The organism is Ruegeria sp. HKCCD8929, from assembly GCF_013031405.1.
Lineage (GTDB): Bacteria > Pseudomonadota > Alphaproteobacteria > Rhodobacterales > Rhodobacteraceae > Ruegeria.
Window position 1 is genome coordinate 34,017 of sequence record NZ_WPZY01000023.1, and the last position, 22,404, is coordinate 56,420.

General features: G+C 60.8%; 19 protein-coding genes. 4 read left to right on the forward strand and 15 right to left on the reverse strand.

Features of this window, described 5'->3' with window-relative positions; translation table 11 throughout:
- Window positions 1-3: 3 nt before the first annotated feature.
- Together GOX53_RS22615 and GOX53_RS22620 are read right to left on the reverse strand one after the other, a co-directional pair.
- Window positions 4-741: a GntR family transcriptional regulator gene (locus GOX53_RS22615; protein WP_171180439.1), complete on the reverse strand. Its 738-nt coding sequence runs from the start codon at window positions 739-741 to the stop codon at window positions 4-6.
- Window positions 742-875: 134 nt separating this feature from the next.
- The gene (locus GOX53_RS22620; RefSeq protein WP_171180440.1) at window positions 876-2,636 is read right to left on the reverse strand and encodes a hypothetical protein; all 1,761 of its coding nucleotides are present in this window, start codon (window positions 2,634-2,636) and stop codon (window positions 876-878) included.
- A gap of 389 nt (window positions 2,637-3,025) precedes the next feature.
- On the opposite strand from GOX53_RS22620, the gene GOX53_RS22625 reads away from it, so the two are divergent.
- Entirely contained in the window at window positions 3,026-3,583 is a 558-nt protein-coding gene (locus GOX53_RS22625) for a cytochrome b (RefSeq protein WP_171180441.1), read from the forward strand.
- A 98-nt stretch (window positions 3,584-3,681) separates the two neighbouring features.
- Here the strand turns inward: GOX53_RS22625 and GOX53_RS22630 are convergent, their stop codons facing one another.
- Both GOX53_RS22630 and GOX53_RS22635 read right to left on the reverse strand, forming a co-directional pair.
- Complete coding sequence (locus GOX53_RS22630; RefSeq protein ID WP_171180442.1) at window positions 3,682-4,077, reverse strand: GFA family protein; 396 nt, start codon at window positions 4,075-4,077, stop codon at window positions 3,682-3,684.
- 293 nt (window positions 4,078-4,370) lie between these two features.
- Entirely contained in the window at window positions 4,371-6,287 is a 1,917-nt protein-coding gene (locus tag GOX53_RS22635; protein ID WP_171180443.1) for a DUF3604 domain-containing protein, read from the reverse strand.
- Between the two features lie 284 nt (window positions 6,288-6,571).
- Between GOX53_RS22635 and GOX53_RS22640 the strand changes: the two genes are divergently transcribed.
- Genes GOX53_RS22640 through GOX53_RS22650 form a run of 3 tightly spaced genes read left to right on the forward strand, consistent with a single transcriptional unit; the run spans window position 6,572 to window position 10,381 of the window.
- The gene (locus tag GOX53_RS22640) at window positions 6,572-8,476 is read left to right on the forward strand and encodes a DUF3604 domain-containing protein (protein WP_171180444.1); all 1,905 of its coding nucleotides are present in this window, start codon (window positions 6,572-6,574) and stop codon (window positions 8,474-8,476) included.
- A gap of 58 nt (window positions 8,477-8,534) precedes the next feature.
- Window positions 8,535-9,377: a peptidyl-prolyl cis-trans isomerase gene (locus tag GOX53_RS22645; RefSeq protein ID WP_171180445.1), complete on the forward strand. Its 843-nt coding sequence runs from the start codon at window positions 8,535-8,537 to the stop codon at window positions 9,375-9,377.
- Entirely contained in the window at window positions 9,374-10,381 is a 1,008-nt protein-coding gene (locus GOX53_RS22650) for a HupE/UreJ family protein (RefSeq protein WP_371810398.1), read from the forward strand. The genes GOX53_RS22645 and GOX53_RS22650 overlap by 4 nt, the downstream gene beginning before the upstream one ends.
- Before the next feature lie 24 nt (window positions 10,382-10,405).
- On the opposite strand, the gene GOX53_RS22655 is transcribed toward GOX53_RS22650, so the two are convergent.
- The 11 genes from GOX53_RS22655 to GOX53_RS22700 form a co-directional block, all read right to left on the reverse strand.
- Entirely contained in the window at window positions 10,406-11,161 is a 756-nt protein-coding gene (locus tag GOX53_RS22655; protein WP_371810399.1) for a hypothetical protein, read from the reverse strand.
- A 352-nt stretch (window positions 11,162-11,513) separates the two neighbouring features.
- Window positions 11,514-12,596: a HEAT repeat domain-containing protein gene (locus GOX53_RS29885; RefSeq protein WP_254446704.1), complete on the reverse strand. Its 1,083-nt coding sequence runs from the start codon at window positions 12,594-12,596 to the stop codon at window positions 11,514-11,516.
- 21 nt (window positions 12,597-12,617) lie between these two features.
- Window positions 12,618-13,265, reverse strand: a complete 648-nt coding sequence (locus GOX53_RS29890; protein WP_371810400.1) for a multiheme c-type cytochrome — start codon at window positions 13,263-13,265, stop codon at window positions 12,618-12,620.
- A 219-nt stretch (window positions 13,266-13,484) separates the two neighbouring features.
- Entirely contained in the window at window positions 13,485-14,828 is a 1,344-nt protein-coding gene (locus GOX53_RS22665; RefSeq protein ID WP_171180447.1) for an LPXTG cell wall anchor domain-containing protein, read from the reverse strand.
- A complete protein-coding gene (locus tag GOX53_RS22670; RefSeq protein WP_171180449.1) occupies window positions 14,821-16,368 on the reverse strand; it encodes a VWA domain-containing protein in 1,548 nt (515 codons plus the stop codon). Before GOX53_RS22670 ends, GOX53_RS22665 begins: the two co-directional genes overlap by 8 nt.
- Before the next feature lie 34 nt (window positions 16,369-16,402).
- Window positions 16,403-17,353 (reverse strand): VWA domain-containing protein, encoded by a 951-nt coding sequence (locus GOX53_RS22675; RefSeq protein WP_254446705.1) that lies wholly within the window; start codon window positions 17,351-17,353, stop codon window positions 16,403-16,405.
- Window positions 17,350-17,829 (reverse strand): DUF4381 domain-containing protein, encoded by a 480-nt coding sequence (locus tag GOX53_RS22680; RefSeq protein WP_171180451.1) that lies wholly within the window; start codon window positions 17,827-17,829, stop codon window positions 17,350-17,352. Before GOX53_RS22680 ends, GOX53_RS22675 begins: the two co-directional genes overlap by 4 nt.
- On the reverse strand, window positions 17,826-18,803 hold the full coding sequence (locus GOX53_RS22685; protein WP_171180453.1) for a DUF58 domain-containing protein: 978 nt from the start codon (window positions 18,801-18,803) through the stop codon (window positions 17,826-17,828). The genes GOX53_RS22680 and GOX53_RS22685 overlap by 4 nt, the downstream gene beginning before the upstream one ends.
- A gap of 7 nt (window positions 18,804-18,810) precedes the next feature.
- Window positions 18,811-19,791 (reverse strand): AAA family ATPase, encoded by a 981-nt coding sequence (locus tag GOX53_RS22690; RefSeq protein ID WP_371810404.1) that lies wholly within the window; start codon window positions 19,789-19,791, stop codon window positions 18,811-18,813.
- The gene (locus GOX53_RS22695) at window positions 19,791-20,756 is read right to left on the reverse strand and encodes an HAD family phosphatase (RefSeq protein ID WP_171180471.1); all 966 of its coding nucleotides are present in this window, start codon (window positions 20,754-20,756) and stop codon (window positions 19,791-19,793) included. The genes GOX53_RS22690 and GOX53_RS22695 overlap by 1 nt, the downstream gene beginning before the upstream one ends.
- 81 nt (window positions 20,757-20,837) lie before the next feature.
- Window positions 20,838-22,289 (reverse strand): arylsulfatase, encoded by a 1,452-nt coding sequence (locus GOX53_RS22700; protein WP_371810401.1) that lies wholly within the window; start codon window positions 22,287-22,289, stop codon window positions 20,838-20,840.
- Window positions 22,290-22,404: the final 115 nt, after the last annotated feature.

The window sequence follows — 22,404 nt, forward strand, 5'->3', positions numbered from 1 at the left end:
GCCTCAAAACTCCATATGCAGACCGAAACGAACCGGGTCGAGAATGCTCTGAACATATTCGATCACCGTTCCATCAGCCGCGCGGGTCAGGCGGCGCAACATCAGCATCGGCTCTCCGGCGCATCGCCCCAGCACCTTGGCGTCGTTCTCCGGAAGGGATGGCAGAACATTTGCCCACTCATCTCCACTTGCAACCACCAGCCCCTTGCCGCGCAGGGTTTCGGTCAGAGAGCCGTTTTTCAAACCTTCGCGCAGAATGTCATCGAAGCCGGAGCGCCAGACCACCCGGCTTCGCTCCAAAGAAACGGCAAGACCCGTTGCCACCTGGAACCGAAGTCTGTCTACGAAAAGGCACTCAGCCCGGGCGTCAGGAGGTGCATCGTCAAAATCCATGTGCGCCCGTGCAATGCGCAAAACGCGTGTGGCTATCTGGTCTTCGGCAGATGACAGCGCGACGCTCCACCCACGGCGGTCATCAATGGTTTGCCCCCCGTAGGTCACAAAAGACCCGATGCCGCTTTTGGTCGTGATAAGCCCTTTTTCATTCAGGATTTCGAGGCTTTTGCGAACAGTGTTCCGACTGACGGAAAACCGCTTGACCAGAGCGTTCTCGCTTGCCAGTGCGGCGCCCTTCCCCAAGGACCCGGACCGAATTTCCGCCTCAAGCACATTGGCGATTTTCACGGACTTCGGGGCGCCGATCAAACTCTTACTTGTATCTTCATGTACCAACCTGTTCATACATGTACCTTATTTACCAATATCGAATTGGTCAACTTTCGCGGCGCAGCCTCGCAATGCCATTGCAAAACGCGCATTCACCGAGCGGCCCAACCGGTTCAAAAAATGGAGTTTTCAAGTATTCCGCCGAGCCGTCAGGAAAGCGCAGAAAGCTTGCCTTCTATCCGCTCCAGCGCCGCGTGAAGCTTGTCCGCTTCGAGGCCAGAGGCCCCGAGGTCCACCGCTCGTCTGAGGCGCGCCTGCGCTTGGCGCAACAGATCCGCTGCCTCCGACGGTGGCTCCGCCAGGGCGCGCATCTCCTCCGAGATGGCATGTTTGCGCAAAAGCGCGACCTCGACCAGGGGTTGCCCCGTCTCCCGGTAGTGTTCTGCGGCCTCCGCAAGTGCGGCCTCTGCCGCAGTCAGCAGTGGGACGATATGTTCCGGTGGTGCATTCGTGGCGTGTTTCAGCAACGCCGATCCAAGCGCGCCAGCGGCCATGGCGGCGTCCTGCGGCATCTCATGCTCGCGGTAGAACTGCTGCGCACGGCTGAACTCATCGATGGCATGCTTTCGGCGTGCCGGGTCATCCCGGACCGTTGCCTGCCGCTCGATCACCGTCGCCACACCAAACCTTGCGCCGGCCATGTTCATGATATCGCCAAGCTCGCCAAAAAGCCGCGTGGCGCGGTCAAGCGCCTCAAAGGCGCGGTCGAGCGCCTCATCAAGCTCAGCACCTTCTAAATCGTCGGCCAGCATCAGTTGCGCATTGCCGAGGTTGTTGAGGGCACGCGCGACCGACAGCCGGTCATCGCCAAAGAGTTCGATTGCTGCCTGCGATCCTTCGATCGCACTGCGCAGCAAAACCGAGCGGTCAGGGGGCGCTGCCCGATGCGCTTGCGTCATCCGAACCAGCGACAGGTTGTCGAGCGCGGCGGCACGCAGATGTCCCTCTGCCACCCTGCCCGCGATGGTGAACGCCTCGACCGCGCGCTCCAGAAGGTCGCTGCCATGAGCGTCCGCCGCGTAGCGGCCCTGTGACAGAAGGGAAAGGCCCAGCACGTTTTGTGCCTCGGAAAAGATCACTGAATCGGCGTCATTGACAACGCCCAGAATTGCCTGCGCCACACGCTCGGCCAATTCGGTCACCGGTCCGCCGAAGCGTTCACCATATTCGTAGAACGCGCGCGCATATGAAAGACGCCGCCGGGACGGCTCCAGCGGGTCAAGCGCGGCAAAGCCGTCGGCCGCGCTCGACAACAAGGTAAACGCCCTCTCCGGCCGCCCGCGCATCAGCGCGATCCGAGCCTGAGCCTCCATCACTCTGGCATTGTCCTCTAACGGTTTGCGGAGCGCCTCGGCGCTGGTTTCGCGGACGGATGCCAACAGGCGCTCGGCTTCGTCGAGATCCAGTGACTCGATTGTGGCCTCAACTGCGGAAAGGACGTTGTCGATGCGTGGAGCAGTACCGCGAAGCGCTTCAACTTCTTGCCGGAGATCCCTGTAATCGCGGGCCTTCTCGATCAGGAAGGTGCGCAGATCGGGGAGTGGCAGCGCTTCGGGCGTTAGCTCGCCGAAACGGAGCGCGAGGGCGTCGAGGGTGTCGCGTGACTGGGCCGCAAGATTGTCAAGCTTTGCGGCGACATTCTCGATCTTGCGCTCGGTGCGGTGCGCTGCTTGTAGACTCTCCGCCATGTAAGCGGGCGTCAGGTCGGCGGCGTATTCCTTGGAGCCGAGCAGAGGGGCGAGGGTGGCCTGCGTGATGTCGGCAAAGAGCGTGCGCATCCCGGTTCGGCGCATTTCACCCGTCGGATCGGTCTTTTCGGTGAGCTTGGCGAGCATCGCCCTGGTGCATGCCGCGGCATCCATGCCTTCGGCGGCGATCTCCTGCGGCGTCAATAGACCGACCTCGACCATCTGAACAAAGAGGATGTCCGCATCCCGCGGCGTGTCAGGAAATCTGGCAAAAGCGGTACCAGCGGCCTCGGTCAGTTCGTCCGCCATGGTTTTGAGCGACTTCGGCGGACGAGCAGCGATCTTACGGATGGCGTCGTAAACAGAAAGGCCGGTTTTGGGTCCCGGCGCCGAAACGAACCCGCCCATCGCAACAAGAAGCCGGACGGCGTTGGCGAGATTTTCCGTCTGGCGTGTCTGCATCATCAAATCCGTCAACCAATGGCGGAAGTGTGCCAGCCGCCGACTTATCTGGCAACCGGAGAGCGTGAAGACCGGATTTCATGCGCGACTGGACCGTCCACCCCCTTAAACAATAGACATGGCAGCACGCCCGCAGCCCGGAGAAGAAAATGAGCCGCCCTGCCGACCGGCCTGAAACCTATGACCGCGTGACCCGCGCCCTGCACTGGGGCATGGCCGCTTTGCTCGCCGCGCAGTTTCTGTCTGCCGCAGCCCATTGGGGACTGCCACGCGGGCATATCATGTGGCGGATCCTCTGGAGCTACCACCTACCCCTCGGCATCGCGCTGTTTTTTCTGGTTCTCGTTCGCGGAGTCTGGGGGCTTGCGAATATGTCTCGCCGACCGCGTCACTCCGGGGTCATGGGGCGAGTGGCAGTCACTGGTCATATCATACTCTACACGCTGATGGTCGTTGTTCCCGCTGTCCGAATACTTGCAGCGGCAGGCAACAAAAAGGGCTTCAACCTTCTCGGCATTTCCGTCTTCCCCGATCGTGAGGAACATGTGACATGGATGCGGGCGCCAGCGGACTGGCACGGCGAAATGGGGTGGATATTGGGGTTGCTGGTGGCCGGGCACATTGCCATTGCGTTGATCTGGCATCAGTGGATCCGGCGTGATGACACTCTGAAGCGCATGTTCGGTAGAAGCAACGCTGCGCGATAGACTGCAAGGGACCATCAACCGCTATTTCAGTATCGTTCTGCCTGTCCGAATCTGGGGCCGCCCTTTCGGGTGTGTGAAGGCCCCATTTCGCCGGCACCTCAAAACCACATGTCCTTTACCTTCTGGCTGTCACGTGGAAGTTCCTTGAAGCTGTCGTGCCCGTCGAAGTGGCGGACTGGAAGCTCACTGATTGCGGAGGGGTCAGACATCCGAACATTCACAGCAGTCCGCTTGCGCCCGTTTTCGTCCTCGGAACACGCAACGTAATGCGTCACACATCCGCAATAGGCGCAGAAATGGAAATGGATATCTCCGCCATCGCGACGCCGATAAGCATTGGATTGCCCGGTCGTTTGAATGTCATGGCCGATGTAACCATTGGCCCAGAGAACTCCGTAACGGCGGCAAATTGTGCAGTTACAGGCCGTGACCAGTTCTGGTGCAGTTTCGAGAGTCCAGCCAACTTCGCCGCAATGGCACGTTCCTTTCAACATGTATCAATCCCCGCTATTGGCACCGTCTGCGGTTCTTAGCATAGAGGTGATCAAGCAGTGCCAGTGCCTTGGTGATGATACCTCGACCGTGTTTGACATTCGAAACTGAGGACGGTCCGGGGCCGTATCACCAAGGCAGCCTTTCGTTTGGATTTGGAATGCACTGCGTTACGGATGACAGCGAAGCAGACGAAGGTGGATATCGGCTGCTTACGCTGACCGCCTTAGTTTCAACGTCGCTGACCCACGGCGCCATTCAGAAACCGAATTAGCATCTGAGCCCGCAATGCAACCTATCCTTCCGGCGTATACCAGATAGGCGAGGTATAAGCACGTTCGACAAGCGTCATTGGCACCTCGGGGCCGAACGTGGCCTCTGGGTAATAGGCCTGATCATAGGCCGTCCAGCGCGGCGTCGGGATTTCAAGGACACGCGCGTAGTAGAACGCTTTCTGCGCAGGATCGAAATCGGGATCGGTCCAGACGGTGATTAGTTCTGGCGCGCCGATGGTGTTGGACCAGGTCGCATTTGCAACGTCAACAGTCGAGCCAACCAAGGCTAACTTGCCATCCACATCCGGCGCGCGGTCGCCGGACCAAACGACGTCATGGATTTTTTCGTGCATATCCCCGGCGTCATCGACCCAACCCTTTATGATCTGGATACGGTCTAGATTTCCTGAATACGGGTCTTTCAGCGCGGCGACTAAAAACGACGGCGCGGTCCCTGCTCCCGCCGGTGGCAAATCGCCACCCATAGGAACGCCTTTGGCATATCCCACAGCCCCGGGGTTGCGGCCAAGCGCGTCATGGGAGGCGAAGTTCCAGCCGCCAAAGAACCGCACGGTGATCCGTGGCCCGGTGGTGCCATAGACCTCTTTGCGTTTCATCGCATCCCAGATCGCGACACGGGTGTTTTCGGACGACCAGACTGCCATCAAACCCGAAGCACCCAATTGCCAATCCTTGACGATGCGGCCCTCGAAGTCGAACGCGTTGCCGGTCGACCGTTCCGGGCCCGGCTCACTGGCCGGGAACTTGCCGAAATAGTTCTCTTCTTCAGCCGTCGAAAGACCGGTATGAGAATCCGTCGATCCGACCAGCCCGAACTTGAACGGATTGACCCCAAATTCGTCTTGCAGCTTCAGACCGCGTTTCAGGGCTTGGCGAGCATATTCGAACTCGATCATACCCGGTTCCTTGGGAACCACGTTCAGATTGCCCGCATCCCAGATCTCGAAATCCGCGAACTCGTCTGATGGGGACAGCGAGGGGTGCTGTTCGGACGTGCCCTTGGACTGGGTCAGTTCGTATAACGGCTCCCACCGGGCGCGTGCCTGCGCCCATTCCGCGTCGATCGGCCGTCCGTCCGGGGTTTCAGTGGCGAACATCAGCCCGTTGGACAGGTTGCCATTGTGCGGGATCGCAAGGACCCGACCCCCGGTCGTGTCCTCGTAAACCTGCATCCACTCCCACAGCTTGTTGGGAATGTCGCTTTCGAAAGTCGTGTAGGGCCGCACGATGTCGGCTTTGTCCTTGCCGTCCCTATAGATGACGTTGCGGTGCAGGTTGTTACCGCCGCCGAAATTCGACGTCCATTCATAACCGATAATCGCCGAGAAAGTGCCGGGGTCATTATGGCTCTCGACAATCGCGGTCTGGTCACGCCAGATGTCGTGCTGCGTGTCGAAATCAGTGATAATGTCCGGCAATTCTCCCAAGCCCTGCAGAGTGATGACCTCCATCAGCACCTCGGCTGCGCTGCTGCCGCCTTGCTGCATCTTGTTGTGCCAACTCTTCAGCAGAGGATCCGCCATGAATGCTGGATCTCCTGCCTGTACCTTGTTCATCGACCCCAGCGCGTCGGAATGGTCTGCGATGACCATCCAATCATAAGGCCGCGACAGGCGCACCTTCTGCCCGGTGGTCGAGATCACTTCCTCGCCCTTGGCAAAGCGCAGTGCCTCATCGGGGCCAATCCGGGTACCTCCGGCAATGGCATCACCCGACCATGACGTGTGCAGATGCTGCTCACCCCAGAGTGGACGGGTTGGAAACGGGCGTCCCGCGTAAGGAGAGTATCCTGGCTGGCTGAAAAACCGTGCCGTTTCGGCGGGATCTATGGTGCCGCCGTCGGTGTTAACCTGCGCGCCGGCGGGCAAAGCCGCGAGGAAAAATGCTGTTGCTGAAAGGTGTTTGAGGTACGTCATTCTGCACACTCCTGAAGCTAACGGACAGACGCTTGGTGATCCGTTTCAAGCCTAGAATGCCGTGCATTCAGGCTCGGTTTAACGAAACATTCCAGTCAAAACGAGTGACACACAACAGCGTAACAGACCGGGCTTTTTCCGTGTGCCTTCTGCCGCAAGGATGGCTTGGCGGTTCGCCAAATGGTTGCAACGCCCCACTCTTTTGCACAAAATGAAACGATACGAAGTCTTTACCATACGTACCGATTCCCAATCAGGATTGCATATCGATAGCGGAGGTCACAATGCGTAAGTTTAGCTGGCTGAAAGCCATCCCTTTCGTCCTCACAGCTTCTCCGATTGCGGCGCAAGAGGTTATTCCGGTGCCCCCCGAAAGCGCCGGATATTCGCCGTATCTCGAACAGGATTTTCCCAATCAGGTGCTGTTCGGCGACACCCATCTACACACGGCCTATTCGGCGGATGCAGGGCTGGTTCTTGCCACACTGTCCCCGGATGACGCCTATCGGTTCGCCCAGGGCGAGGCCGTCACCTCGTCACTGGGCATACCCGCACGCCTTGAGCGTCCACTCGACTGGCTGGTGGTAACGGACCATGCCGAAAACCTCGGTCTGCCCGTCGCGCTGACCTCAGGCGATGCCGTTATGCAGGCCAATGACTGGAGCCGCTCGATCAGCGAGACGTTCGCCCCCCGGACGATGGATGCCCTGCGTGATGCCTATGGGATCTGGTTCAACGAGGTGAATACACCCGGTGCGGCGGACCCGATGGCAGACACCGGTCTGATGGAGAGCTATTGGGCCAAAACAACCGAAGCCGCCGAACGCCACAACCAGCCCGGCGCGTTCACCACTTTCATAGGGTTTGAATGGACCACCGCTCCGAATGGCAACAACCTGCATCGAAATGTCATTTTCCGGGACGGTAAGGACAAGGCTGATCAGGTGGTGCCCTTGTCCGCATACGACACGGAGGACCCGGAAAAGCTGTGGGACTGGCTGCAAGCCTATGAAGACACGACCGGCGGGCAGGTTCTAGCCCTTGCCCACAACGGCAACCTGTCCAACGGGCTGATGTTTGATGACGTCACGCTTTCAGGCGCACCGCTCAGCGCGGATTACGCCACGCGCCGCCAGCGGTGGGAGCCTATCTATGAGGTGACCCAGATGAAAGGTGACGGAGAGGCGCACCCGTTGCTGTCTCCCGAGGATGAGTTTGCGGATTTCGAAACCTGGGACAAGGGCAGCTTTGGACCGCAGCTCAAGACCCCCGACATGCTGCCGCGCGAATATGCGCGCGAGGCTCTGAAACGCGGCCTCGCCTATCGGCGCGATCTGGGGGTAAATCCATTCAAATTCGGCCTGGTAGGATCGACCGACAGCCATACGGGCCTGTCGACGTCGACCGAAGACAATTTCTTTGGCAAGGTCTCGGCGTTGGAGCCGACCAATGATCCCGTGCGCATGGACGAGGCGATCACCGGAGCGCTGACGCCAGACGATCCTTCGGACGACATAACCGCGGCCTATAGCTCTGCATCGGGCCTGGCTGCGGTCTGGGCACGTGAGAACACGCGAGAGGCGATCTGGGACGCGATGAAACGGCGTGAGGTCTATGCCACCACAGGAACGCGGCTGCGGGTCCGGGTCTTTGCGGGCTATGACTTTGTCGAGGGCGATCTGGCCCGACCGGATTTTGCGACGCATGGCTATGCCGCCGGTGTCCCGATGGGTGGCGACCTGGCCGCCGCGCAGGACGGTGCCGCCCCGGCCTTGCTGATCCGCGCCCTGCGCGACCCGGACGGCGCCAATCTGGACCGGGTGCAGGTGATCAAGGGATGGCTGGATGCTGAAGGTGAGACCCATGAGGCAATCCATGACGTCGCCTGCTCAGACAATCGTGGCACCACGGCCAACAACCGCTGTGACAAACCGGTCGGCAACACGGTCGATGGTGACAACGCCACCTATACCAATGCAATCGGCGCACCGATGCTGGAGGCTTATTGGCAGGACCCGGAATTCGATCCGGACCAAAGCGCCTTTTATTATGTGCGCGTGATCGAGATCCCGACGCCTCGCTGGACCACCTATGACGCCAAGATATTTGGCGTGGACGTTCCGGACGACATTCCGGTCGCGGTTCAGGATCGCGCCTATACCTCGCCGATCTGGTACACACCGGGCTAGGCCTATCGGGCAGGCGTTTCCGCGCCTGTCCGCCATTCAATTCCAAACGCGGTCCGGCATGTCCTTTCTCAAAGAGCCCTTGCTCCACTTTTTCCTTCTGGGCATCGCGGTATTCGCCTGGTTCAGCTATCTGAACCCTGCGCCCGCCGTGCCTGACAGCACAGACAGGATCATCGTCGACGATCAGGACATTGACCGATTGATCGATCAGTTTCAATCGACCTGGCAACGCCGGCCCACGCCTAAGGAACTGGACGGGCTGCAAGACGCTTTTCTGCGTCAAGAGGTTCTGGTACGCGAGGCTCGGGCCCTAGGATTGGACCGCGGCGACAGCGTGGTGCGTAACCGGCTAGCCCAGAAGATGGAGTTTCTGACTCTGTCGCTGGCCCAATCCACTGAACCGGATGACTCAGTTCTCCAGGCGCATCTGGCCGAGAACAGCGCGCGGTTCATGCGGCCCGGCCGGGTGGCGTTCCAACAGGTGGGGCTGGGGCCAACCCCCGATCCGGCGCAGATCGACGCAATGCTTACCGCGCTGAACGGCGGCACCAACGCCGCGCAATTCGCCAGCGCAAGCCTCTTGCCTTCTGCGCAGCCGCTCAGCACAGCAAGGCAGGTTGATGCCACCTTTGGCCGCGGGTTCTTTGCTGCCCTTGAGGAGCTGCCCAAAGGCACGTGGGCCGGACCGGTTCCCTCCAGCTTCGGCTTTCACATTGTCCGTATCGACACAACCGAACCCGCCCTCCTGCCACCCTTTGACCAGATCCGCGATGACGTCCTGTTCGATTGGCGTCGCGATCTGAAGTCCGAGCTTTCCGAAGCTCAGTTTGACGCGCTGAAATCGAAATATGACGTCTCTACCCCGTCGGCGGATGATGTAGCGGCGAGGATCGGCCAGTGATCAAACGGCTCCTGCTGACATTGCTGCTGGTATTGCTTCCCGGCGTCGGAGCGTTCGGTCACGCACTGGAACCCGGTTTTGTGGATATGCGGCAGCTGAACCCGGACACGTGGCAGGTTTTCTGGCGCAAACCCGACGTCGCAGGCAGGCCGAAGAACATCGAGCTACAGCTTCCGCCAACCTGCACCCCGATGACCGGACCGGGGTCGAGATTTGACGGCTCTGCCTGGATCGCCGCGTGGGTTTCGGATTGCCCCGAAGGACTGGAGGGGAAAACGGTTTCCATATCGGGGCTGCCTGCGCAGCGCACAGATGTTCTGTTGCGGATCGAGGCGCTCGACGGCGCGACCTCCACAATCCGTCTGACTCCGGATCAGGCCGAATATGCTGTTCCGGCTCAACCCAGCACTCTAAGCGTGTTTGGCAGTTATCTGGCACTGGGATTTGAGCACATCCTCGAAGGGTGGGACCACCTGCTGTTTGTGTTTGCCCTGTTGCTGCTGATCCGGAATTTCTGGCGCCTGGTCGGTGCGATCACGGCGTTTACGGTTGCCCATTCCATCACGCTGGCGCTGGCGGCGCTGGGGCATATCTCCGTGCCCGGCCCGCCAGTCGAGGCCGTCATTGCGCTATCCATTGTGTTTCTTGCCGTCGAAACGCTCAAGTCCCGCTCGGGGCAGGAACGCTTATCCGAGCGCTTTCCCTGGCTGATCGCCTTTGCCTTCGGGTTGCTGCATGGTTTGGGGTTTGCCGGCGCGCTGCGTGAGATCGGCTTGCCAGAGCAAGATATCGTGATAGCGTTGCTCGCGTTCAATCTGGGGGTCGAGGCCGGGCAGCTTGCCTTTGTTGGCTGCGTTTTAATGGCTGCCCTGCTGCTGCGTGCCGCGTCACCGCGGGCTCTGGCGCAGTGGCGTGCACCCGGCAGTTTGGCGGGGACGACCGTCAGCTATGGCATCGGCGCAGTCGCAACCTTCTGGGTCGTCGAACGGATCATGTCGTTCTGAGGCGGATGGCACCAGCGCGAACCACTATTTCGGCACCAGTAGCTTCGCCGTCAGGCCAATCGTATCCCGGGGACCTGTACCCCGATCATAGAAATCACGCTCGTAACTCAGCTGCCACTGCACAGGCAAGCGACCCGGTTGCGTCAGCTTGGACAGTTTGATCCCCACCGGCAGGGCGGTGAATTCGCTGCGCTCCCAGTCATAAACAAAGGTCATTTCCGACGTTCCAACCGACCATCCGGACCCAAGCTCGACGTTCAGGATCGGCTGCAATGTGGACAGGTTTACATCCGGGCGCGCGTCGTCGCCCGCCACCGTGAAGATGTTCTGATTAAAAAGTCCGAACAGCCCCCAGTCGGTCTGCGCCACGAAGCCGGCGGCAGGACCCAACCCCCATTTCTCGGCGCTCAGGCCATCGGTGCCCGTGGGCAGCAAAGCAACGGCTCCGACGCCAAAACGCCCCCACTCACGATCAAAGGTCGTCAGGTTGAACAGCGTGGTATCCGCAAAGCCTGTTTGGCCGCCAGAGTTGTGCGTGACATAGGGCAGTGTCAGGCGCGCAATATGGTTGGTTGACCCCAGTTCAAAGGGGATCGCGGCGCGGAACTGTAGCAAGTTCTGCGACCCGGACCTGTTGTGCAAACTCGGCGCGTAGAAATTCTGCAACTGAAATGCCATCAGCGAGGCGGTCGGGTCGCTCGCTTCGCTTTCCAACGATTGTTCGGCCAGAACTGGGGTCGCAATCAGAGCTGCCCAAAGTGCACCTAAACGCGTCAACACAGCGGCTCGCTTTTTCTTCGGGCGTGTTCTCTGCCTATCGTGGCACAGACAGACCCCGGTCCAGTTACATCACACGCACAGAGCGAACTTCATCCAATGTCGGGAATGGACCTCTTGCGCCGTAGTCGCCCAATGCGTCGTTTGATTCATTAAACACTTCCCATGGTTGAATCGCAATTGAACTCCATTGAAAGACCTGTAATGCAGGTGATGGCTCGGAAACGTTATTCGGGTGTGCTGCTGCTTTGTCCCGATGCGTAAGGGCGCTGCTGCGATTGAGACCTGAAGCCATCAAAATACTCGCACTGCCGCGCAGGATACGCAAAACTCGCAAAAATGAAACGCGAGAGACTTATTCGGCTGGGTCCGCAACAGGTGGCAGCAAATCCACTTGCGCCCCGGTCAGTTCCGCAATCAGGTTTTGCAGACTCAGATCGCCCGGATTTGCGGTCAGCGCGGCGTCAATCAATGCGTGCATGGTGTCTTGCTGACCTGAAATCGCGGCAATGCGGATGCGCATGATCCAGGCATCGACCAGCTTTGGATCCAGCTCAACCGCCTTTTCAAAGGCCCGCTCCGCTGCGGGCAGGTTGCGTGTGGTCGGGGCGAAGCCCCCCAGTTGCAGATGCGTTTCCGGAAAATCCAGACGTGCGGCCATTGCGTTTTGCCATTCCGCAAGGGCTTTTCGGAAAGACGCGGCGATCCTGTCCGGCATATGCGCAATGGGCGCATTATAGAACCCGCGCGCAGCCGCGATCCGCACGTTGCGTGCGGGATCATCGAGAAGCGGCAGCATCTTTTGCACACGCTGATGGCCGGGCAGGCTGCGCATGGCCTCGACCGCTGCGGTGCGCAGAGTGGCGTCAGGGGAGGCCGCCAGGTCCGCGACCCGGTCGATGGTGGCCGGGTCAGCAGTCTGGCCAATCAGCCAGATGGCCGTCGCACGGACCAGCATCGGGGCTTGATCGTCATGGGCGAGTTCCACAAGATCGTCCGACGCCAGGCGCGGATTGAGTTCGGCGCGCGCCAAAATCTGTCCGAAATGCACACCGGGCTGCGCACGGTCCGGAAACCAGTCACGTATCCGCGCGGCGGCCCATTCCGGGTTTTGGTCGGTGTGGCAGGTGGTGCATGCATCAGGCGCCCCCGTTGCCTCGGTCAGATCGGGGCGCGGAATGCGGATGGAATGATCGGCGCGCCAGTCATTTCCCATATAGACCCGCTCGGGCATGTGGCAGGATTTGCATTGCCCACCGGGGCTGCCCTCAGGGTGGTGGTGATGCGCGGGGCTGTCGAACTCGCCCAGCGGCAAGCTGGGGAACCGGGGATTTCCGGCCGGGTTGTGGCATTGAGTGCAGACCGCGTTGCCCTCGGCCATCATTTGGGCAGAGTGCGCATCGTGACAATCGGAACATGTCACACCCTTGGCGTACATCTTAGATTGCAGGAACGAGCCCTAGACATAGACCTCATCCCGGATTTGCCCGTCCGGGTAGTACGATCCGGGTCGCAACAGCGACAGATTATAGGCGTCGTGATATGGCGTTCCAGGTTCGGGACTGTGGTCAAAAAAGGCTTCGCGGCGCGAATGGCATCCGGCGCATTGCTGGATCAGGCCCTCGGGCGTAGAAAGATCGGCCGGAAATCCGGAATTGGCGATGCGGGCCGCCTCCCCGTCGCCTCGGGTCCATTCGACATGTCCGGCACCGGGACCATGGCAGGCCTCGCATCCGACTCCGATTTCGGACTGCGTGGACCGATAGGTCTCGGTATCAGGATCATAGCCTGCGTCATACCCGGTGGCATGACAGACGGCGCAACGCCCGTTCCAGTTCTTGTAGGGCCCGGTCCAGTGGAGACCATCCGATGGCGGCACGTTCTGGTCCGGATACAGGTGGAACCACGCCTTTCGCTCGGTATCCCAAACCACGTCAAAGCTCTGCAGGCGACCCGGCGCGGTCTCGATCAGGTATTGCTGCAGAGGTTCGACGCCAATGACCGAATGCACCGGATAGTCGGTCTTCGCGCCGTCGCGTTCGGTCACGGTGGCATAGCGGGTGCCGTCCAGGCCAATGCGAAAGCGCGCGCGCGTGTCACCAAGCACAAATTCCGTGCCGTCGAAATCGGCCAGAACGTTGTCGGCCGTGGCCTCTGTCCAGGCTTTGGCATGATGCGAGCCCCTCCACGCGTCGGTTTCGACCTTGTGGCAGTCCGCAAAAACCCGGAACCCACATAGCCCGCAAGCTGGGCCGCTGCCGTGGTGGCGAGGCTTGCGAGGGCAAGCGTGGCGATCATGAGCAGGCGCATTGCGGTCCTTTGCTGGTCAGGTTGCGCGAGTTGGGTTCAGTGGCGGCAGCGTGTGCGACGCGGTTCTGGAGCTTTTGCTGCGGCGGGCGGCAGACAAGGTTTTCTCAAGTGCCGCCCATACGGCATTGGCATCGGCTTTGTCACGGCTATAAGCGGCGGCCCCGATCCCGGTCAGGGCCTGCTGCAGATCGGTCCGGGAGCGGGGATCCGACCCCGACACCATGACCGCCCATTGATCCAGCGCCCCGTAAAGATGAGCCAGATCGCGGGCTTTCACCACCTTCATGAGCGCGCGAAAAAGGCTTGCTTCTGTCGCGGGCGCGGATACTTTGTTGCTCTGCCGGAGAAACAGCCGCCGGACGGACCAGAGCAGAACCAGCAGGATCAGGAGCGCAGCAACTCCGATGAACACCAGATACCGCTTGTCCCCGGTGTTCGGCAGGATCGGCCCTTTGACAGCGTAAGGCACGACCTCGGCGGTGGCGGTTTCCACCTGACCGGTTTCCAGATTGAGCCAGTCGATGGCAACAGCAGGCAAGCTGCCTGTCACACCGCTTTCCGCCACATAGACCATGCGTTCGACACGGGTGCCAGTGATCTGCCCCCATTCATCCCGATCGGAGACGGTCGGGCTGTCGGGATAGGTGGCTAGGCCCGGAATCTCGCCCGTGGGCATCAGCTCGGGCAGCAAAATTGCACTGGCGCCAGTTATCTCTGCCGTCAGCGTGCGGCTGAGGCTGTCACCGGGCTGCAACGCGTCGGCGTCCCCCTCAATCGCCTGCGTCAGCGACAGCGCCCGGGCCGCGATGAAGGGATCAAGCCCCGCGGCACCCTCCGGCACCGTCGCGGTAAAGCTCTGCGCGGCAACCGTGACGGTGGTTTCGACCGGGGCGTTGGTTTCCGGATCAGCCCAGGTCAGCTGTATGTCCATTGACGGAACCTCAAAGCGCCCGGGCACCAGAGGCGTGATCCTGTATCGTTTTGTGATGCCAGACCAACTGTCTCCACCAATGATCTCGGTGACCGGGCCCGATCCGCTTTCGGGTGAGTCGATCTTAAGGTTGGGTTGATCAAACGCCGGGATGACTGGCGGATTGGGCATGTAGGTCGGCACCAACAGCGTCAGGCGCAGGTCCAGCGCCTGCCCCGGAACGACGTCAGTCTCTGACAGCTCGGCGCGCAGAACTGGTTCATCGGGTGTTGCAGTTTGCGTCTCCTCGCCGGCGGTTTCGGCCTGTGCCTTATCCTCTTCGGCCTTGATTTCGGCGTTGGACCTGAAGCCGGGAAACAGCTCTTGCGCCGCGCTGGCCAGCGGCAGGGTCCCGGTGAACAGAGCCGCAAAGAGCCACATCCTACTCATTGACTGCCCCCTGCCCTTCCCCAGCGGGTGCCTGCGCCGCTTCCAGCATGAACCGCATTTTCAAGAACTCACCTGTCTCGGTGTCCACCGAGTTCATCCATTGCTCGGCACTTTGCAACCCTGCACCATCGGCGCCCTCCTGCGGCAGTTCAACCTGAAGCTCCTGTCCTTTGTTCTCTTCGTTATCATAGGTTACGTCATCGGGGCGCAATTCGGTCTGATCGCGAGTATCCTGCGCCTGTTGCGCCGCCTCAATATAGGCAACAACGCGCTTTGCGGTCTCAAGATTTTCCGCCGCACCAGGATAGTCCGGATCACGCGCCAGCGCCGTCTCGAACGAACGCACCCCGTCGCGGTAGGCATGGTTGCGGATATTGGCGAGGCCCTGCATCATGGCGGCCTGTGCGGTTTCGACACGTTCAAGGATCAGCGCCGACTCCTCGTACCGTCCCGCACGATAAAGGGGCCAGCCCCGCCACAAAGGGTCGGTGAAAAGATCGGCGGCCCGGCTGTATTCCTTGCGGTCATAGGCGTGCTGGCCTTGCTGGTCAGGGGCCCAAAACCAATCCGCCACGCCCTCGGCGCGGGATTGGTCCGGCGTCCAGACCAGCATTACTGCCAAAGCAGCAGCCCATTGCATGGTCCAGCCCCGCCGGAACCACAGAAGCAGCAAGAGCACGACAGGCCATGCCAGCAGCGGACCACGGTCAAGCCATGGGTCATCGGAGTTCTCCAGCAGGTTCCGGCGGTAACTTGCGTTCAACGCGCGGTCCAGGCGGAGGATGTCGTCATCGTCCGGCCGCACGCCGATCACGCGTCCGCCAAGCGCATCCAGCCCGCGGTCACGGGTGCCCTCGGGCATTGTGGAAAGGACCGAAACCGGTATCGGAATGTCTTCGACAGTGGCAACATCCGCCGGATCAAGCGCATCCGCCACCAAAAGCAGCGCGCCACCGCCTTCGCCCTCCAACAAGTCCTGCGCGCGCTCCAGCGCCGGGGCAAGGCTTGCACCGTCCTTGGGCATGATCTCGGGCGACAGGCCTTCCAGATAGGGCAGGATGATCGAGGCGTCCTCGGTCATGGGCACAACCACATGGGCGCTGCCCGCATAAGCCAACAGAGCCGACCGCGCCCCGGCCCGCAGATCCAGAAAATCCCGGATCTTCTGCTTGCCGCGCTCAAGGCGGCTTGGGGCAAGGTCGGTGTTTTCCATCGACGCAGTGACCTTGAACACCACCACCACAGGCGCCGACTGCGCCACCAGCGGGTTGGGCTGGCGTGACCATGTCGGACCAGCCGCCGCCAGCACCGACAAGAGCAACGTGAGGACCACACCGTCGACGGGGCGGATGCGCCGCGCCTCGGGGTAGCCGACCTGTATCGCCGCCTGCAAATGCGGCGCGATGCCCTCGGTGCCTGTGGCCTTGCCGCGGTGGCGGCGGCGCGACAGCCACCACAAGGCAAGAAGCACCGGCACCAGTAAAAGCCAACTGGGGCGCAGGAAATGAAACACCGACAGGGCCAGCCACAGGTCAGTCATGCGCGCGCCCTCCGCCCGTGTCGGGCTCCAAGTATCATCCAGCCAAGGGCAGCGCTCCCCAAAAGTGCCGCCAGCCGAGCGGAATCCATGCCAGCGCCTGACGGGGGCGATAGGACAGGGTTTCGACCTGCCGCGGAGTTTGCGCGTTGATCCTGTCATATATCTCGCCGAGCGCCGATTGATCGGCGGCAAAGAAATAGCTCCCGCCGGTGCGGTCCGCCACGTCTTCGAGCACCCCAAGGTCAACCTTGTCCTCGCCCGAAGCGTCCGGGTTGCCCACGCCGATGGTCATGATGGTGACGCCGTTGTCGCTGGCGATCTCTGCGGCATTGACCGGGTCCATTCGGCTGGCGGTGTCGCTGCCATCCGATAGCAGGATCAGCACGCGTTCATCGATTGCACTGGCCTCGAAGGTGTGGATCGCCAGACCGATGGCATCCCCAAGTGCGGTATGCGGCCCTGCCATGCTCACCTGCGTGCGATCCAGCAGATCGACGATGGTTTGCAAATCTGCGGTCAGCGGCGATTGCAGATAAGCCTTGGAGCCGAAGACGATCAACGCCACCCGATCGCCCTCGCGCCCCGTGACGAAGTCGCGCACGACTTCCTGCACGGCGGCAAAGCGCTGCAGTTTCTCGCCCTCGGCATTGATGAAATCCACAGTGTCCATGGACCCGGACACATCGATGGCGAGGATCATATCGCGTGCGGATTTTTCGATCTCAATGGGGCGGCCAACACGTTCAGGGCGGGTCAGCGCGATCACGATCAGCACCCAGCAGAGCGCCGCCGTGATCATCTGTACTGCCGTGCGCGACAGGATAATCGCGCCCGCACGAGGCTCCTGCCCCAGAGCCTGCGCAACCTGCCGGAAAAACGGCACCCGCAGCGCTGTGACCTTCTCGCGATGGGGCGGCACGAAGCGCCAAATCAGAAGGGGCGCGGGTAGCAGCACAAACGCCCAGAGAAACGCCAGCTGGATCATGACGGCGCCTCGCGGTCATGGGTCCTGATCCAACGCGCAGCGCGAGCGGTCAGCCGTGGCGCGATTGTGGCGTAGTGCCGGTATGGGCCTGTTAACAACGGTTCCTTCAGGACCTCTTCCCAAGGCTCGCCGCCGGTCTTTTCAAGAAACGCGATCCAATCCCGCCCTCGCAGGCCCGCGACATCGCGGCGGTCGAACCCTGCCAGCGCCGCCCGGCGCAGAATGCGAGCCACTTGCGCCGGGTCATCCCCTGCCCCGGCCAACTCTGCCAGCGCCGCGCGGCGATAGGCATTGGCGCGATAAACCCGAAACCAACGCCAAAGCGCATAGGTAAGCAGCAGCACCAGCACAGCGCCTACAATCGGCCAGCCCATGGTTTGGGGCACCATCGAAATGGGCGCAGGCAGTTCCGGAACCACCAGTTGATCCAGCAACTCGACAAGTGACGTGTCGGCAGGGATTTCGGTTTCGTTCATCCCGGCCCAAGCCCCATCAGGTGCCGGATTTGCGGCAACGTCTCCTGACCTGCGGACAGCGGCAGAACAGGTACGCCAAAGCGGCGCTGCCAATCCAGAACCTGTGCCACGCGCCCGCTGGCAAACTCCGTCAGCGCCGCATGTTGCCGGCTGTCGGATGTCCGGATTTCTGCCTGCAACTCACCATTCGATATGATGATTGACAGATCGCGCGGCAGGTCCTGTGCAAAAGGATCGGTGACCAACCCGATAACCAGATCGTTGCGGCGTGACAGGCCCGAAACGAGGCGTTCGGTCTCGGCGTCGATCACGTCAAAATCGCTGAGCACGATGAACAGGTGGTCGCGCGGTGCGATGCGCGCAACCGACCGCAATACATCGGTCAGACGAATGGGATCGACCTTGGGCGCGTCGGCATGCAGCTGCGCATTGGCCGCGGCCAGAACGGCAATGAAACGCGACAGCGCCGCGCGGCTTCGGGCGGGACGGATTTCGGCAATCCTGTCATCGGTAAAGATGATGCCACCCACCCGGTCACCCTGATCGAAGATGCGATAGGCCGACAACGCTGCCGCCTCAGCCGCGGTGACCGATTTCATGTTGTGCGTCGAGCCAAAGAACATGGACATACGCTGATCCACCACTATCAACGCCGGGCGATCGCGTTCCTCTGTCATCACCCGGACATAGGGCTCGCCAGTGCGGGCGGTCACTTTCCAGTCGATCGAACGAACGTCGTCGCCAGGCAGGTAGCTACGCAGCTCTTCGAAGTTCAGCCCCCGTCCTCGCAACCGCGAGGCATGGCGGCCGTTCAGCACCGACCGCGCCGGTTGGCGCGGCAGAAACCGCAGCGCCCTGGCCCGAGCCTCGAGCGCGCGCAGATGTGCCACGTCCACGCGTACGCGCGGATCGTCGGTTTGCGTGGGCTGGGGGCGAACCTGCCCCAATCGTTGCGATGCGTTGCGGTTCAACATCTGCGTCTCACGGCAGGGCGACCTGCGCCAGTATCTCGTCGATCACCCGGTCAGCGCTGACCCCTTCGCCATGCGCCTCATAGCTGAGCGCCAACCGGTGACGCAGAACATCCGGCGCAATGGCGCGCACATCCGCCGGATCGACGTAATCGCGATCGTTTAGCCAAGCATGGGTTCGACTGCACTTGTCCAGCGCTATGGACGCACGCGGGCTGGCGCCCACCTCGATCCAGCGGCTGAGGTCGTCCCCGTAAAGATCGGGCGAGCGGGTGGCCTGCACCAGATCGGCGAAGTAGCGGTCAATCAGGTCCGAGACATGGATCGCGCCGATTTCGGACCGGGCGGCAAAGATCGCCTGCTGCGGGATCGATGCAGGCTTGTTCTCGGTTGGCGCATCGCGTTGCGCCGCGATTTCTTCGTCGCGCACGAGGCGAATGACCTTGACCTCGTCTTCAACGGGCGGATAGCTGATCAGGACATGCATCAAAAAGCGGTCCAGCTGCGCCTCGGGCAGCGCATAGGTGCCTTCCTGTTCGACCGGGTTCTGTGTGGCCATGACCATGAACAATGGCGCCATCTTGTGGGTCTTGCCGCCCACGGTGACCTGCCGTTCTTCCATTGCTTCCAATAGGGCAGCCTGTACCTTGGCCGGCGCGCGGTTGATTTCATCGGCCAGAACGATGTTGGCAAAGATCGGGCCGGCCTCGAAACGGAACGCGCCGCCCGCATCGGTCTGGTAATAGACATCCGTGCCGGTCACGTCGGATGGCAGCAGATCGGGTGTGAACTGGATGCGGCTAAAATCGCTTTCCAGGTTCTTCGCCATCGCCTTGATCGCCCGCGTCTTGGCCAGCCCTGGAAGGCCCTCGACCAGCAGGTTACCGTTTGCAAGCAGACCGATCAGCAGGCGCTCGACAACGTCGCGCTGGCCGATGATGGACTGACCCATACGGCCCCGCAGGGCATCAATCTGGTCGCGGGGTGGGATCATTGCGGCCATATTCTTACCCAGTCGTTCTGCATGTCGATAATGACCCAGCCGCGCTGCTCTGCCTCATCCAAGCCTTTTTCGAGCTTTCCGATATGGCTCTCGCGGTCATAGGCAAACTCGCGCTCCGCATCGGTATGATGCACGATCACGCCAAGCGCCGGGCCATCGCCTGCGGTGGCATATTCGAGCATCTGGAAATCGCCATCGGAATTGCCGCCGACAAAGATCGGACGGCGGCCGATATGCGAGTCGATCCCGACCGGCTTGCCCGCCTTGTCATCGACAAAGGCGATACCGGGATCCTTGATGATCACCGGGACTCCGTCCACCACCTCGTACCGGGTTGGGGTGGCCGAGCCGATGATGCGCTCGACCGGGATGCCGTAGGTCTCGCTGGCAAAAGCGCGCATGAAGTGAATGCCGCCACCCGAAACGATCCAGGTCTGAAAGCCCGATGTTTCTAGATAGTCCAGCAGTTCCAACATCGGCGCATAGATCATCTGGTTGTAGGTCATGCCCGTGGTCGGATGTCTTGCGGTCGCGATCCAATCGGCCACGTCGCCCTGAAACGCCTCGACGCTCATGCCCGAGTGGGAGACATTGAGGATTTCAAGCAGCCCGTCCTGCCCGCTGGCCAGAACCGTATCGGTATCACCTTTGGCAGCGGCTTTCAGGGCATCGGATTTCAATATGGACGGATCGGCCTCGGCCTTTTCTCGCAATCGGTCCAGCGCATAGATCAGTTGAAAGTAAAGCGGCTGCTCGCCCCAGAGCGTGCCGTCGTTGTCGAAGGTTGCGATGCGCGCCTCTTCGGGCACGAACTCGGCGGTGTTTGGATCGCTCACCCGTTCCACGAACGCGATGATCGCAGCCTTTGTCGGTGTGTCATTCCACGATGGAAGCGGGTCCGCCAAAGCGGCAAACGGCAAGGCCGAAAGGGCCGCAGTGGCCAACAGGCGCATGTTCATGAGCAATCTCTTTTGTTGGGAATACGGCGCGGGGCAATCCCGCGCCACGTGTTGGTGTGACTTGTGATCACCTGATCACTGACGGCTTGCCGACGCAGATTGCAGATTTTCAAGAACCTGATCGATCGAGAAACTGGCGGGCTTTTGCCGCGGCGGGTAATCCTTGAAGGTGCCAAGGAAACTCGCAACGATCGCCTGCGCCGGAACCAGAAGATAGGTGCGGTCCAGGCGCCATTTGGAATATCCGATGGACTCGTGCTGTGCCCGCTCGAACGGGTCGGCATAAAGGTCGATGATCTTAGGCAGGCGCAGGAAAATCAGCGGTTCCTGCCAGACATCAAACCCTTCCGAGCGCTGCGCCGCAAAAACGATCTTCCAGCGGTTGTAGCGCAGGTTCACCAGATCGCCGCCATCCGAGAAATAGATGAACTCGCGGCGCGGGCCGATTTCCTCTTCGCCCTTGAAGAAGGGCATGAAGTCGTAACCATCAAGGTGAACCGGTTCGTTTTCCTCACCAAACGGAGCCTCGGTCAGCATGCGCTCCTTCATGTCTCCGTCACCGAGTGCCGACATGAAGGTCGGGAACCAGTCGAGATGGCTGATAAGCTGGTTCGATTTGCGGCCGGGCTCGATGACACCGGGCCATTTGATCATCATCGGAACGCGATAGCCGCCTTCCCAGTTGTCGTTCTTCTCACCCTTGAACGGGGTTGTGCCGCCATCCGGCCAGGAAAACACCTCGGCGCCGTTGTCGGTGGAATACATCACGACGGTATTGTCGGCGATGCCAAGCTCATCCAGCTTGTCGAGTATCTGACCCACCATCTTGTCATGCTCGACCATGCCGTCCGGATAGACGCCCAGGCCTGTGACGCCCTGGCTTTCCTCTTTGAGGTGCGTGAAGATATGCATGCGCGTGGTGTTGTACCACAGGAAGAACGGTTTGCCCTGATCGACGGCGCGCTGCATGAAGTCAAGCGCCCCGGCGGTGACCTCTTCGTCGATGGTCTCCATCCGTTTGCGGGTCAACGGGCCGGTGTCTTCGACCGATCCATCGGCCGAGGCCTTGATCACGCCGCGCGGCCCGAACTGTTCCCGAAAGGCCGGATCTTTGGGATAGTCGACGTTTTCGGGCTCTTCCTCGGCATTCAGGTGATAGAGATTGCCGAAGAACTCATCAAAACCGTGGTTGGTCGGCAGATGCTCGTCCCGGTCGCCCAGATGATTCTTACCATATTGTGCGGTGATGTACCCTTTGGATTGCATGTATTCGGCAATTGTCGGATCTTTGGGTGACATGCCCTCCTTGGCGCCCGGCAGCCCCACCTTCAGCAACCCAGTGCGGAACCCGGATTGACCCGTGATGAAAGAGGCCCGGCCTGCGGTGCACGATTGTTCCCCATAGCTGTGAGTGAACAGCATTCCTTCGTTGGCGATGCGGTCGATATTGGGCGTTTCATAGCCCATCATGCCTTGATTGTAGGCGCTGATGTTCCAGTATCCGATGTCATCGCCCCAGATGACCAAGAAATTTGGCGTATCGGTCGCCGCACTATCCTGTGCTGAGATCGGACCGCTCAGGACCGCTAGGGTCAGGATGCATTGATTTTCGCTGCTCTGCGTGATTCACGGCTCGGAAAAC